The organism is Rhodococcus sp. MS16 (assembly GCF_013277795.1).
GTDB classification, from domain to species: Bacteria; Actinomycetota; Actinomycetes; order Mycobacteriales; family Mycobacteriaceae; genus Rhodococcus_F; species Rhodococcus_F globerula.
The window spans coordinates 35,807-48,423 of record NZ_VBTM01000017.1 but is presented as its reverse complement, the minus strand read 5'-3'; the positions used below and the strand labels follow the sequence as shown (position 1 = coordinate 48,423).

Sequence of the window (12,617 nt, the reverse complement as noted above, 5' to 3'; positions counted from 1 at the left end):
GACGCTACTGCGATTCAGCTCGAGAATCATCGGAGTAACCCAACTAGGCGGAAACCGGTGTGTGATCCGCGAGCAACCTGGCTACCGGAAGAACGTCCTTGACGGCCATGTCGATACGTTCGAATACCTCAGGGTTGAGGATGGTCGTCCCGTCGAAATCACCGGCGCTGAGATAGATGCCGACAGGAGCAGTCCATGCTTGGAAGAACGCAAAGAGTGGCCGCAGTGCCTGGTCGAGAACCAGTGCATGCCGATCACTTCCGCCGGTTGCCGCGAGAATGACAGGCGTGTTCGCGAGAGCATATTGATCGACGAGATCGAAGAAATGCTTGAACATTCCGGTGTACGAACCGCGGAACACAGGCGACGCCGCAATCACGATGTCTGCGTTTTCGACCGCGTTCAGCGCGTCGGCGGTGGCTGCGTCGACGTGGTCACGATCGAGTGCGCCGGCCAAGCCGGGAACCAGATCCACGATCTCGATCACCCGAGCGTCGACTTGCTCGACGTCTCCCATCGTCTCGATGACGAGGTCGACCAGTGCCCGGGTTTTCGACGGCCTGGACATGCTGCCGACAACGGCAACAACTTTCAGGGGTGTTGTCATGAGTTGTCCTGCTTCTCGGTTGGTGTCAGGGATTCGATTTCCTTGCGGACGACGGGAGCGACTTCGGTGCCCAGGATCTCGATGGCTCGGAGCATGTCCTTCTGGGGAACGTTGCCGAAACCCATCTGGATCATGATCCGGTCGTGGTGAAACAGTTCGTACTGCGCCATTGTCTTGTCGATGATCTCTTGCGGACCACCGAGGAAGAAGGCTCCGGCTGTTGTCGCCTGCGCTTCGTATGCCCTGCGCGGCATGGGAACTCCGTTGCCACGCTGGTGGTGGTTCTGCATCCAACCGGCTTGGAAGTACGGGTACGACGTATCGAGAGCGGCCTGCTTCGACGTGTCGACGAAGCCTGGCGACGCAATCGAAACCTTCAGGTTCTTCGGGTCGTGGCCGAACTCCACGGCGGCCCGGCGGTACAGGTCGACAAAGGGCTCGAACTGCTGGTAACTACCGCCGATGATGGCCAGCGACAACGGAAGTCCCAGCTTGGCTGCCCGAACTACCGACGCCGGGGTGCCGCCGACAGCGATCCACACCGGGATCTGACGGTCAGGCCGAGGTGTTACGTCACCGTCGACGAGGCTGGGACGCAGGTGTCCCTCCCACGTGATCGGATTCTCGTCCCGCAGTTTCAGGAGCAGATCGAGCTTTTCGGCAAAAAGCTCGTTGTACTGGGACAGGTCGTATCCGAACAGTGGGAACGATTCGGTGTAGGACCCGCGTCCGGCGATGATCTCCGCTCGTCCCTCGGACAGGAGGTCGAGCGTCGAGAACTGCTGGAAGACGCGGACCGGATCGTCGGAGCTGAGTACGGTGACAGCGCTGGAGAGTTTGATGGAGTCGGTGGCCTGCGCCATCGCGGCGAGCACCACAGCGGGCGACGAGACCGCGAAGTCCGTCCGATGATGCTCGCCGACTCCGAAGACGTCCAACCCGACCTGGTCGGCAACGGTTGCCTGCTCCACCAAATGTCGAAGGTGGACACCGGGGTTCATCGTCTTGCCGGTTTCGGGGTCGGGCGTGAGTTCGCCGAAATGGTAGATGCCGAGTTCGAATGCCATGGTGATTCTCTCTATCGTGTCGCGGGGGTGATGGGGAGGCGCGTGCCGCCGACATCACAGGTGTCAGTTGTTGTGGTGTGGTGAGCCGCGAGGCGGCTGAAGAAGCGATCGAGGACCGGAAGTTCTTCCGCTTCGACCAGGTCGGCGAAGTACTCCGCTATTCCGCGCGAATGAATGGCAGATGCGGCTCGCAGAGTTTCCTTGCCTGCGGGTGTCATCGAGACCGTGACGACCCGTCGGTCGGCGTCGGGGCGCACCCGCTCTACCAGTCCGGCGTTGACTAGTCGATCCGCGACTCGGGTGACGCCACTGGTGGTAACCAGGACTTGCTGGGCGAGGTCGCCCATACGCAGTGAATTGCCGGGGGCTTCGTGCAGTCGCAGCAGTACGTCGTACTGACCGAGCGTCAGCCCGGTGCTTGCGCGCAGGTCAGCCTCCATTTTTCCGAGGATGACGCTGTGCGCGACGACAAGATTGCGCCACACCCGGCCGCGCGTCCGTTTGTCCTGGTCCATCGCCCTCGCTCCTCGATTTATTTGCTTACGCAAGTATTGCTTACTCAACTATTACGCTGGGAGGGCGGAATCTATTCCTGAACGCTCTGAGAGGTCCGGATCTCGATAGTGTTCCCGCATGGAGTTGGTACGCGGAGCGAACACAACGGTCGACGGACACACGCTGAGAGTGGCGGTGACGGGTGCCGCCCCTGGCAGCGTCGACCTGAAGGTTTTCCAGCTCGACGGCAACAACAAGGTCCGCAGCGACGCGGATTTCATCTTTTTCAATCAGCCGAATTCGCCGGAAGGTGCGGTACGCCTGAGCGACGGAGGAGTTGTCGAGATCGACAGCGCCGGCGTGCCGGCCGACATCATGATGCTCAGCGTTGCGGTCGCGCTCGACGGCAATGTGTCCGGTGCTCTTGCCGACGTGCCGCAGTTGGGGGCCATGGTTGATCAGGCAGGGGGCGATCAGGCAGGCGGTGAACGTATCGCTGCCCCTGCGCTGGGGTTGACCACCGAGCGGGCGGCTGTGCTGGTCGAGATCTACCGCCGCGGTGAGGCGTGGAAGATCCGCAACGTCTCAGCCGGATGGGACGGGGGATTGGCGGATCTGGTGACCACTTTCGGGGTCTCGGTCGACGAGGAGCCTGCAGAAGCGTCGACGGACGGTATTCGCAGCGTTCCCGACGAAGCCAAGCTGTCGATGGTCAAGCGCGAGAAGCTCGACCTTCGTAAACGCGAAGTCGCGAAGGTGCTGTTGACCAAGGGCGGCAACGGAATCCGCGCCCGCGTGATCCTGGTGATCGACAAAACCGGCAGCATGAGCAAGCAGTACAGGTCGAAGGTGGTTCACCGGGTCGTCGAGCGAATGGTTCCCGTCGCGATTCAGCTCGACGACGACGGCAAGCTCGAGCCGTACCTGTATGCGGTTGGCTTCCACAAACTTCCGGAGATATCGGTGCACGACGCCGAATCCTGGTCGGAGGAATACCTGCACCTGCGCGGATCGCACGGCGGATTCGACTACGACGCGATCGGTGCGTCCAACCGCGAAATTCCGATCATGACGGAAATCGTCTCCGGCTTGCGCTCCGGTACGGCGCCAACGCTTGTCCTCTTCTTCACAGACGGAGGATTCACCGAGCGTCGGGAAATTACGGCTCTGATGCGCGACGCGTCGGCGCTACCGGCGTTCTGGCAGTTCGTCGGGATCGGCAAGGCCAAGTACGGAGTGCTCGAGAAGCTCGACGACATGGACGGGCGAGTGGTCGACAACGCCGGGTTCTTTGCACTCGACGACATCGATTCCGTTTCCGACTCCGAGCTCTATTCACGGTTGTTGAGCGAATTCCCCGACTGGCACAAAAGTGCCGTCGCAGCCGGAATCACGAGATAGCGTCTCGCGGTTCGAGTGCTTCGGCGATGAAACGTAGAGCGTCGTCGAAGCTGCCTGTGTTATCCGTGTTGTCGGCTGCCGGTGGCCGCGAGTACTGAACCGATGAGATATACACGGCAGCAACGGTCTGAGCGAGAAAATGGGCCGAGAAGTCCGTGCGCACTTCGCCGTCGACGATTCCGCGATCGAGTAGTCGACGGATTTGATCGTGGAACTGTTCGGTGCGTTCGGGACTGATCTGTTCGCGCGCCGGGTCTCGCTCGAGTTCGCCGGCGCGGAGGTACTCCCTGAATCTGTGCGTTGCGTCGGTGACGTCTTCGAGGACGAGGCGAATCCGTTCATTTGTCGTCATTTCACGCTCGAGCAGTCCGTCGATCAGAACGCCCAGCTTCTGCATGTGGCCGTCGTGTAGTGCCGAGACCACCGCATCCTTGCTGGGGAAGTAATTGAAGAACGTCGCGCGCGAGACATCGGCTGCCTCGGCGAGGTCGTCGATCGTCGTGCCTGTTACACCCCTTGCGGCAAACAATGTGCGGGCTGCGCTCAGGAGTCGCTGGCGTGTCTCGTACTTGTTGCGCTCGCGGCGTGAGAGCGGCATCTGTTCGTCGGTCATCAATTCTCCCGAAAACCTTCCACAAAACTAAACTCAAGTCTATATTTGGCCTGCAGTACAGAAAGTTTAGCCCAATCACGGAACTTTTGACGCTGCCGGCGATTTTCTCGGAGTCGAAGATGCGGCGCGAACGTGAATCAAGTGAAGGAAGGCTCCCTGAAGTGACAACGAGCATGCCGGACGACGTGGAAGCGTCGATCACCACAACGGAGACCGACCTCGAGGTTGTCTCTGCGCAACTCGAAAAGTGGCTTGTCGGAACGCTCGGCGCCGCCACCGATGTGCGTGTGTACAACGTGAGCAGGCCGGCCCATTCGGGAATGTCCAGTGTCTCAGTGCTGTTCGATCTGGACTGGACCGAGGAAGGAGCCCCACAGTCGGCACAGTTGGTGGCGCGACTGGCACCTGAGGTCTCGGCATTTCCTGTTTTCCCCACGTACGACCTCCAATATCAGTTCGACGTCCTGACCGCGGTACGCGAGCGAAGTGATGTGCCCGTCCCGCACGTTCGCTGGGTCGAGACCTCGTCGGAAGCCCTCGGGACCCCGTTCCTGGTCATGGACCGAGTGATCGGTGCAGTCCCGGTGGACAACCCGCCCTACGTATTTGGTGGATGGCTTCTGGAATCGAGCAGTGAAGACCAGGCGCGTGTTCAGTCGAGCAGTATCGATATTCTGGCGCGGATTCACGGCATCGACGCAGAACTGCCCTTTCTGAGTGGCATGTCAGGCCTGCGCCGACACTTCGAGGGCGAGCGTGCATACTACGACTGGACCCGCCGCGACGACGGACTACGAATCCCGCTGTTGGAAGCTGCTTTCGAATGGCTCGAAGCCCACTGGCCGAAAGAGCCGAGTGCAGATGTGTTGTGCTGGGGTGACTCTCGGGTTGGCAATATCATGTTCCAAGGGACCACTCCGGTCGCGGTCCTCGACTGGGAATCGGCAGCCGCGGCGCCGCGCGAAGTTGATCTCGGTTGGTTCATATTCTTCCACCGTCAGTTCCAGGACCTGGCGGAACAGTTCTCCATGCCCGGACTGCCGAAGATGTTCCGACGCGAAGACGTAGTCGCACAATACGAGCAGGCGACGGGTGTGACGGTTCGTGACCTCGACTTTTATCTGGTGTACGCGGCGTTGCGGCACGGAATCGTCATGTCACAGATCGCTCGACGTCGAATCCACTTCGGGGAGATAGAGGCTCCGGAGAATCCCGACGAATACGTACTGCATCACCGCATGCTTGCAGACCTCATCGATGGAACCTACGAATGGGACAAGAAGTGAAGCCGATCGATCTGGACGAATACCCAGTGCACCAGGCGCCGCTGTCCATGGCGCGCGTTGCCAGCACGGACCGCAATTTCTACGACCGATGCTACTTCAACGCCCACGACCGCACCGGGGACGTCTTCCTCGTGACCGGACTCGGGGTGTACCCCAACCTCGGCGTCGTCGACGCATTTGCCACCGTCCGCACCGGTGATACGCAAGTGGCAGTGCGGTTTTCGGATGCGCATGACGGTGCATCGACCAAAACCGAAGTGGGTGGGTACCGGGTCGAGGTGATCAAGCCGCTGCAGACCTTGCGGGTTGTCTGCGAACATGAAGACCTTTCCTTCGACATGACATGGGAGGGTGCCTTCGATTCGGTTCTCGAGGAACACCACACTTTGATGTCGGGTCCGCGAGCGATCCTCGACGCCACCCGCTTTGCGCAGGTCGGCAGTTGGTCCGGCATGATGAGCGTGCGCGGCACCGATATTGCCGTCGATCCGGCAGTCTGGACGGGAAGTCGTGACCGCTCGTGGGGGATCAGACCCGTCGGCGAGCCGGATCCAGCGGGCCGCATGGGCGACGAGCCCCCCGGCGGTCACTGGTGGACGTATGTGCCGCTTCGATTCGACGATTTTGCGCTGATGATCATCGTGCAGGAAAGCCCCGACGGCTACCGCACTCTGAGCCACGCGACGCGCACCTTCCCGGACGGGCGAGTTGAGCAATTAGGTTGGCCGCGTACCGAAATCGCGTACCGACCCGGAACCAGGCATCCCGAGAGCGCACGTATTCACCTGACTACGCCGGCCGGCGAGGCTCTGGTTGTCGATATCGACACCATCGGATTTGTTGCTCTCAACGTCGGTGCCGGTTACGGCGGCGACAGCGACTGGACGCATGGAGAATGGCGCGGCCGTAACTGGAGCTCGGCGTCGGTGTACGACCTCACCGACCCGGCGATCGTTGCCAAGCTTCCCTACGGAACAATCGACCACATCGCGCGGGCAACCTGCAACGGGTCCGAGGGGTGGGGCATGTTCGAACACGCCGTCATGGGGCGCCACGACCCGTCCGGCTTTGTGGGTTGGCTCGACATGGCGAAGTGAACGTGTATCTAGAGAGCCGTAACCATCTGCTGGGTAACGTCTTTCAAGAAGCTGTCGATGTGCGCCCAGGTGGAGTTCTCTGACGTCGGGCCGGCCACAATGCCGAGGTGGCTTCCCGGCACCTCCTCGAATCGAACGGACGGTGATCCGGTCAGGACCGACCGGATTGCCGCAACCGAGGCGGCGGGTGCGATGACATCGGATGTTCCGCCGATGGCGAGTACCGGCACATTCAGTTCGGACAGGTCGATGCTTCGGCCTCCCAGAACGATTGTGTTCTTGTACAACCCGTTTCCCAGGATGAGCTGCCTACAGATCTGCCTGAATGCCCGCCCAGGGTAGCCGGGCATGTCCGCCATGAAGGTGTCGATCGATTCCATGCGGGCAAGGGTCTCGGTGTTGTGCAGGTTCTTGGCGATGAACCACGGCTTGAGTAGTTCCCGTTGCGGCGCGGTCACGCGATAACTAGCTTGCACCAGGGGAGCAGGAAGCCCGCCGATCAGATCGGTGGCCGTCGTGAGTGGGCGATCGCCGGTGTATCCACCGATCAGCCGAAGTGGGCTGATTGTGGGAATTTTGGTGTAGTCGACCGGGGTGCCGATCGCTGTGATCGACGCTATCGGCAGGTCGGAGTGAGCCGACGCGGTCAACAGCGTCATGGTTCCACCGAGGCTCCAGCCGATGACGGAAACATCTGTGCCGTCGTGCAATTCGGAGACCGCACGTATGGCATCGGGGATGATGCCGTCGATCCAGGATTCAAATCCCATGTGCCGATCTGTGTATTGCATCGTTCCGTAGTCGAGCGCGTACGGCGTATGTCCACCTCGAACGAGATGGGAAGCGAGACTCTGGCCGGGCCGGAGATCGTAACAATATGCGGGGACAGCCAACGGGGGCACCAGGAGTACGGGTCGTCCCTGGATTTCTCCGAAGCGGTACAGATCGCGGTGCGGACCTTCGGAGATCAGGGTGGACGGGGTGCGCCGGCGCTCTTCGACTCCGTCGCCGAAGGACAGACCCCACGCGTTACGAGCACTCGTGATCAAACGCCTCGTATCCAACACAGCTGTCCCCTCGCAGTCGGCAGCCGTGCTTCGGCCACAACGAGTGTATGTTACCTACGATCACATACACCCGCTGCAGTGTGTTCGAATCAGTCCAGGAACAGATCAAGCTGCGGATTGTCGCCGCCGCCGTAGACCGACAGGTCCGTGATTCCCGACTCGATGAGTACATCGGCGTCGATGAAGCAGTTGCCGGTGGTCTTCGTGGACGGCTGGGAGAAGATCTCGACGGCCGCGTCGGCCATGATTTCCGGACTACGTGACGAGGACAGCAGGCTGTCTCCGTCGGCCATGTTGGCGACCGCTGCAGTGGCGATGTACGTCTGTGGCCACAAGCAATTCGCGGCGATGCCGGCGTCGGCAAATTCCGCCGCAAAGCCCAAGGTGAGCAGGCTCATTCCGTACTTCGAGAGCGTGTATGCGGGGTGTGCGCCGAGCCAGTACGGGTTCATGTTCACCGGTGGTGCGATGGTGAGGATGTGTGCGTTTTCCGACTCGCGCAGGTGTGGCAGGGCGGCCTGTGTGAGTAGGAACGTGCCTCGCGAATTGATTTCCTGCATGAGGTCGTACTTCTTTGCCGGCAGGTTTTCCGTGCTTTCGAGGGCTATTGCACTCGCATTGTTGACGCAGATGTCGACGCCACCGAAATTCTCGACCGCGACGGCGACAGCGCGCCTGGCGTCTTCTTCTTTCCGGACGTCGCCGACGACGGCAACGGCCTTTCCGCCGGCAGCTTGGATGCCTTCGACGGCTGTGTGCACGGTTCCCTGAAGTCTCGGGTGTGGTTCGCCTGTCTTGGCGAGCAGAACGACGTTCGCTCCGTACTTGGCTGCTGCGGTGGCGATGGCAAGGCCGATTCCACGGCTTCCGCCGGAAATGACCAAGGTGCGATCGGTGAGTGCGTTCTGGCTGGGCATCGTTCTCCTAAGTTCTCGTTCTCTGGAATGGTATTGGCATTCTCATTTTTTGCAAGTACCGTATTCAACGATGAACGACTTCACGGAAACCTCGTCCGGCATCCCTCTCGCTCCGGTCTACGGACCGGAGGACAGGACTGTCGATCCGCCCGCACCGGGCGCGTACCCCTTCACCCGCGGCAACTTCTCCTCGGGATATCGAGGGCGCTTGTGGACTTTTCGGCAGTACTCCGGGTTCGGCACCGCGGAAGAGTCCAACGCTCGCTATCGCTATCTCCTCGCGCAAGGCGGCACCGGACTCTCGGTTGCCCTTGACCTGCCCACCCAATGCGGCTACGACTCCGATGACCCAGAGGTCACCGAAGAAGTCGGGCGCGTCGGTGTAGCCGTCGATACCCTTGCCGACGCGGAGGTGCTGTTCGAGGACATCCCGCTCGACAAGATCAGCACCAGTTTCACCATCAACGGAACGGCCGCGATTCTGCTGGCGTTCTATGTGGCTGCTGCTGAACGCAAGGGTGTTCCGCGGGAGAAGCTCACCGGGACAATCCAGAACGACATCCTGAAGGAATATGCCTCCCGAGGTACGTGGATCTGGCCCCCGGAGCCGTCGCTGCGGTTGATTGCCGACACCATCGAGTTCTGCGCCGCCGAGGTGCCCAGGTTCAATGCAATCTCGGTGGCCGGAGCGCACTTCCGTGATGCCGGCGCCACCGCTGTCCAGGAGATGGCCTTCACACTCGCGGACGGTGTCACCTACTGCGACACAGTGGTCGAGCGTGGACGCATGACCATCGACGAGTTTGCGCCGCAGATTTCGTTCTTCTTCTACACACACGGCGACTTCTTCGAGGAGATCGCCAAATATCGTGCCGGACGCCGTCGTTGGGCCACTATCGTCCGGGAGCGTTACGGCGCCACCACCGACAAGGCGTCGATGTTCCGCTTCGGTTGTGTCGCCGGTGGCGCGTCGCTGTACGCGCCGCAGGCGCAGAACAACCTGGTGCGTGTGGCGTACGAGTCCATGGCGTCGGTACTCGGCGGCGTCCAGTCCATGTTCACAGCGGCCTGGGACGAACCGTTTGCTCTTCCCAGTGAAGAGTCCGCAACGCTGGCCCTGCGTACCCAGCAGATACTCGCCTACGAGACCGGAGTGACTCGGGTGGCCGACCCGCTCGGCGGGTCCTACTTCGTCGAAGCTCTCACGGATGCAACGGAAGAGCGACTCATCGAGATCATGGCGGATCTCGAAGCGCACGGCGGCATGGTTCGAGCGATCGAGGACGGCTACCTGCAGGGGCTGATCGCCGATGAGGCCTACCAACTCCACAAGGACGTCGAATCGGGCGTAAAGCCGGTTGTCGGTGTCAACCGGTTTGTCTCCGAGGAACCCGCGCCGGAGATTTCGACTTACGAGCTCAACGCCGAAGGGCGTGAGCTGCAACTGAAACGGCTCGCGAGGGTCAAAGCGGACCGTGATCCTGACGAGGTGGCGAGGTCACTGACGGCACTGTCCCGAGCAGCGGAAGGAACGGACAATCTGATGCACAAGTTGATCGACTGCGCCAACGCGTACTGCACAGTCGGCGAGATGGTTTCGTCCCTCAAGGCAGTATGGGGCGAATTCCAGCAGCCGGTGGTGTTCTGATGAGCGCCCGCGTACTTGTTGCAAAGCCAGGCCTCGACGGCCATGACCGTGGTGCCAAGATCGTCGCACGAGCGTTGCGCGACGCCGGATTCGAAGTTATCTATACCGGTATCAGGCGGACGGTCGAAGACATCGTCACCATTGCGCTGCAAGAAGATGTGGCTGTTGTCGGACTCAGTATTCTCTCCGGTGCTCACGTCGCGCTCACATCTCGAACCGTCGAGGCTCTTCGGGCTGCGGACGCAGGAGATATCAAAGTTGTTGTAGGAGGCACAATCCCGCAGTCGGATGTGCCGCGCCTGCTCGAGGCCGGTGCCTCGGCAGTGTTTCCCACCGGCGCTTCACTGGAAGAGCTGGTCAGCGGAGTACGCGCATTGACTGAAACATCGGCAACAGCAAATCTGGAGGAACCGTGCGCATCGGAGTGATGATCGGCCCCGAGCGGGGCGACTCCGCGAAGAAGGTCGCCCGCATGATGGCGGACGTGGAGTGGGCAGAGGCCGCCGGTCTCGACAGTGTCTGGGTGCCGCAGGTTCCCAGCGACTTCGACGCGTTGACGGCTGTGTCCCTGATGGGCACGCGGACGTCGAGAATCGAAATCGGCACAGCCGTGGTTCCGCTGCAGGCACAACATCCGATTGCACTGGCGCGGCAAGCACTCTCGGCTCACGCGGCAACCGACGGGCGGTTGGCGCTCGGTGTCGGTCCGTCGCATCACTGGATCATCGAGGACATGCTCGGCTTGCCCTACGACAAGCCGGCCGGGCTCACCCGCGACTACCTCGAGGTCCTTGCCGCTGCCCTCAACGGCCCCGGTCCGGTAGACGTGGAGAACTCGACGTTCACGGTGCACAATCCGCTCGAGATCGGTCCCGTATCTCCGATGCCAGTTCTGGTTGCCGCTCTCGGACCAGTCATGCTGAAGATCGCCGGCGAGCGCGCAGACGGAACCATACTGTGGATGGCAGACCAGCGTGCGATCGAAGATCACGTCGTTCCTCGGATCAGCAAGGCAGCAGCCGACGCCGGCCGTCCCGATCCGCGCATCATCGCGGGCATCCCGGTCTGTCTGTGCAGTCCGTCCGAAGTCGACAAAGCGCGCGAGCGAGCCAACCGGATCCTCGGTGAAGCCGAGGTGTCGCCGAACTATCAGAAACTCTTGGAAAAGGGTGGCGCCAAGGACATTGGTGATCTGTGCGTTGTGGGTGACGAGAATGCGATACTCGAGGGATTCCGCAGCTACGAGGCCGCCGGGGTTACCGATCTTTCGATGCGACTACTCCCCATCGGTGACAACCGGGACGAGTTGATCGCCTCCAAATACCGGACGCGCGAAGTGATCGCACAGATCGCAGCGGAGTTCCGGTGACCTCCGGGCCGCTGGCGGGCATTCGGATCCTCGAGATCGGGCACATGCTCGCCGGACCGTACGCGACCATGATGCTGGCTGATCTCGGAGCCGACGTCATCAAGATCGAACCGCCGAGCGGAGACATATCGCGCCAGGTCAGCGATTCTTACTTCGCGAGTCTCAATCGCGGCAAGCGGAGTATCTGCATCGACCTCACGACAGAGGCCGGGCAGGCGCGTCTCGGCGAATTGGTGGAGGAATCCGATGCGCTGCTGGCAAACCTGAAACCGTCGGCCATCCACCGGTACGGCCTGACCTACGAGGCTCTGCGTAAATGGAACGAACAAATCGTCTGCGTTGCACTCACCGGATTCGGGCTGGCCGCCGGTGACGATCCTGCCTTCGACTACGTCATTCAGGCAGCAACCGGCGTAGCTTCGCTGACCGGTGACCCGTCCGGTCCGCCGACACTTCCCGGATACTCCTCGGCAGACAATTCCTCCGGGCTTACTGCGGCTCTTGGACTTCTGGCGCAGATCGTATCGGGTAGCGGCGGACAGGTCGAGGTGTCGTTGCAAGACGTCATGCTCTCGCAGCTCAACTATCGAGCGTCGTCCTACCTCAACGACGGTGTGGAGCCGCGTCGACTCCCTTCAGGCGCGCATTCGTACTATGTTCCCGCTCAACTATTTCCGACGGCAGACGGACACCTCGCACTGTTCATCACACACGACGGTTTCTGGCGCTCGTTTGCCGGCGAAGCCGGCATCGTGGGATTCGAGACGATGGCTGAGCGAGCTGAGCGCAGAGACGAGGTACTGGGCGCCGTTACCGAAGTGCTGGCCACGGACACCGCCGCCAACTGGGAATCTCGCCTGCGCCCATTAGGAGTGCCCGCATCTGCAGTGCGTTCACTACCTGACGCGCTCGACGCGCTTCCGGAGGCGATAGTGACCGCCGGGGACTACCGTCTGGTCGGAAGTCCGATCCGCGTCGCTGGTTACGAACCCGAGTACGGCCCGCCGCCCCTGCTCGGTGAGCACGGGGACATTCCTGCTCGCATTTGAC

The 12,617-nt window shown here is 61.3% G+C and carries 13 protein-coding genes; 7 read left to right on the top strand and 6 right to left on the bottom strand.

Going from position 1 to position 12,617, the window contains the following annotated elements; genetic code table 11:
• Nucleotides 1-43 precede the first annotated feature (43 nt).
• The 3 genes from msuE to FEZ60_RS27850 are packed head-to-tail and all read right to left on the bottom strand — an operon-like array spanning nucleotide 44 to nucleotide 2,189.
• Entirely contained in the window at nucleotides 44-607 is a 564-nt protein-coding gene (gene msuE / locus FEZ60_RS27860) for an FMN reductase (RefSeq protein WP_172937617.1), read from the bottom strand.
• Nucleotides 604-1,674, bottom strand: a complete 1,071-nt coding sequence (locus FEZ60_RS27855) for an LLM class flavin-dependent oxidoreductase (protein WP_172937616.1) — start codon at nucleotides 1,672-1,674, stop codon at nucleotides 604-606. The genes msuE and FEZ60_RS27855 overlap by 4 nt, the downstream gene beginning before the upstream one ends.
• 11 nt (nucleotides 1,675-1,685) lie before the next feature.
• Complete coding sequence (locus FEZ60_RS27850; RefSeq protein WP_172937613.1) at nucleotides 1,686-2,189, bottom strand: MarR family transcriptional regulator; 504 nt, start codon at nucleotides 2,187-2,189, stop codon at nucleotides 1,686-1,688.
• Between the two features lie 118 nt (nucleotides 2,190-2,307).
• On the opposite strand from FEZ60_RS27850, the gene FEZ60_RS27845 reads away from it, so the two are divergent.
• Nucleotides 2,308-3,570, top strand: a complete 1,263-nt coding sequence (locus tag FEZ60_RS27845; protein ID WP_172937611.1) for a VWA domain-containing protein — start codon at nucleotides 2,308-2,310, stop codon at nucleotides 3,568-3,570.
• Here the strand turns inward: FEZ60_RS27845 and FEZ60_RS27840 are convergent.
• Nucleotides 3,560-4,183: a TetR/AcrR family transcriptional regulator gene (locus FEZ60_RS27840; RefSeq protein ID WP_172937610.1), complete on the bottom strand. Its 624-nt coding sequence runs from the start codon at nucleotides 4,181-4,183 to the stop codon at nucleotides 3,560-3,562. The two genes, FEZ60_RS27845 and FEZ60_RS27840, sit on opposite strands and share 11 nt — an antisense overlap.
• 161 nt (nucleotides 4,184-4,344) lie before the next feature.
• Here FEZ60_RS27840 and FEZ60_RS27835 point away from each other — a divergent pair, with 161 nt between their 5' ends.
• Nucleotides 4,345-5,469: a phosphotransferase family protein gene (locus FEZ60_RS27835; RefSeq protein WP_346343423.1), complete on the top strand. Its 1,125-nt coding sequence runs from the start codon at nucleotides 4,345-4,347 to the stop codon at nucleotides 5,467-5,469.
• Complete coding sequence (locus FEZ60_RS27830) at nucleotides 5,454-6,566, top strand: hypothetical protein (RefSeq protein WP_172937608.1); 1,113 nt, start codon at nucleotides 5,454-5,456, stop codon at nucleotides 6,564-6,566. The genes FEZ60_RS27835 and FEZ60_RS27830 overlap by 16 nt, the downstream gene beginning before the upstream one ends.
• An 8-nt stretch (nucleotides 6,567-6,574) precedes the next feature.
• On the opposite strand, the gene FEZ60_RS27825 is transcribed toward FEZ60_RS27830, so the two are convergent.
• Entirely contained in the window at nucleotides 6,575-7,633 is a 1,059-nt protein-coding gene (locus tag FEZ60_RS27825; RefSeq protein ID WP_172937607.1) for an alpha/beta fold hydrolase, read from the bottom strand.
• A gap of 89 nt (nucleotides 7,634-7,722) precedes the next feature.
• Nucleotides 7,723-8,550, bottom strand: a complete 828-nt coding sequence (locus FEZ60_RS27820) for an NAD(P)-dependent oxidoreductase (protein WP_045064808.1) — start codon at nucleotides 8,548-8,550, stop codon at nucleotides 7,723-7,725.
• Nucleotides 8,551-8,620: 70 nt separating this feature from the next.
• On the opposite strand from FEZ60_RS27820, the gene FEZ60_RS27815 reads away from it, so the two are divergent.
• Genes FEZ60_RS27815 through FEZ60_RS27800 form a run of 4 tightly spaced genes read left to right on the top strand, consistent with a single transcriptional unit; the run spans nucleotide 8,621 to nucleotide 12,616 of the window.
• Nucleotides 8,621-10,198, top strand: coding sequence for a methylmalonyl-CoA mutase family protein (locus FEZ60_RS27815; RefSeq protein WP_033237029.1), 1,578 nt, complete (start codon nucleotides 8,621-8,623; stop codon nucleotides 10,196-10,198).
• Nucleotides 10,198-10,626, top strand: a complete 429-nt coding sequence (locus FEZ60_RS27810) for a cobalamin B12-binding domain-containing protein (RefSeq protein WP_033237028.1) — start codon at nucleotides 10,198-10,200, stop codon at nucleotides 10,624-10,626. Before FEZ60_RS27815 ends, FEZ60_RS27810 begins: the two co-directional genes overlap by 1 nt.
• Nucleotides 10,611-11,567, top strand: coding sequence for an LLM class F420-dependent oxidoreductase (locus tag FEZ60_RS27805; protein ID WP_033237003.1), 957 nt, complete (start codon nucleotides 10,611-10,613; stop codon nucleotides 11,565-11,567). Before FEZ60_RS27810 ends, FEZ60_RS27805 begins: the two co-directional genes overlap by 16 nt.
• Nucleotides 11,564-12,616 carry a CoA transferase gene (locus FEZ60_RS27800; protein ID WP_033237002.1) on the top strand — a complete coding sequence of 351 codons (1,053 nt, stop codon included), beginning with the start codon at nucleotides 11,564-11,566 and terminating at the stop codon, nucleotides 12,614-12,616. The genes FEZ60_RS27805 and FEZ60_RS27800 overlap by 4 nt, the downstream gene beginning before the upstream one ends.
• Nucleotide 12,617: the final 1 nt, after the last annotated feature.

Bases quoted from the DNA above. Each gene is read 5' to 3' on its own strand.
- msuE (WP_172937617.1), bottom strand. From the start codon at position 607: ATGACAACACCCCTGAAAGTTGTTGCCGTTGTCGGCAGCATGTCCAGG.
- FEZ60_RS27855 (WP_172937616.1), bottom strand. From the start codon at position 1,674: ATGGCATTCGAACTCGGCATCTACCATTTCGGCGAACTCACGCCCGAC.
- FEZ60_RS27850 (WP_172937613.1), bottom strand. From the start codon at position 2,189: ATGGACCAGGACAAACGGACGCGCGGCCGGGTGTGGCGCAATCTTGTC.
- FEZ60_RS27845 (WP_172937611.1), top strand. From the start codon at position 2,308: ATGGAGTTGGTACGCGGAGCGAACACAACGGTCGACGGACACACGCTG.
- FEZ60_RS27840 (WP_172937610.1), bottom strand. From the start codon at position 4,183: ATGACCGACGAACAGATGCCGCTCTCACGCCGCGAGCGCAACAAGTAC.
- FEZ60_RS27830 (WP_172937608.1), top strand. From the start codon at position 5,454: ATGGGACAAGAAGTGAAGCCGATCGATCTGGACGAATACCCAGTGCAC.
- FEZ60_RS27820 (WP_045064808.1), bottom strand. From the start codon at position 8,550: ATGCCCAGCCAGAACGCACTCACCGATCGCACCTTGGTCATTTCCGGC.
- FEZ60_RS27815 (WP_033237029.1), top strand. From the start codon at position 8,621: ATGAACGACTTCACGGAAACCTCGTCCGGCATCCCTCTCGCTCCGGTC.
- FEZ60_RS27810 (WP_033237028.1), top strand. From the start codon at position 10,198: ATGAGCGCCCGCGTACTTGTTGCAAAGCCAGGCCTCGACGGCCATGAC.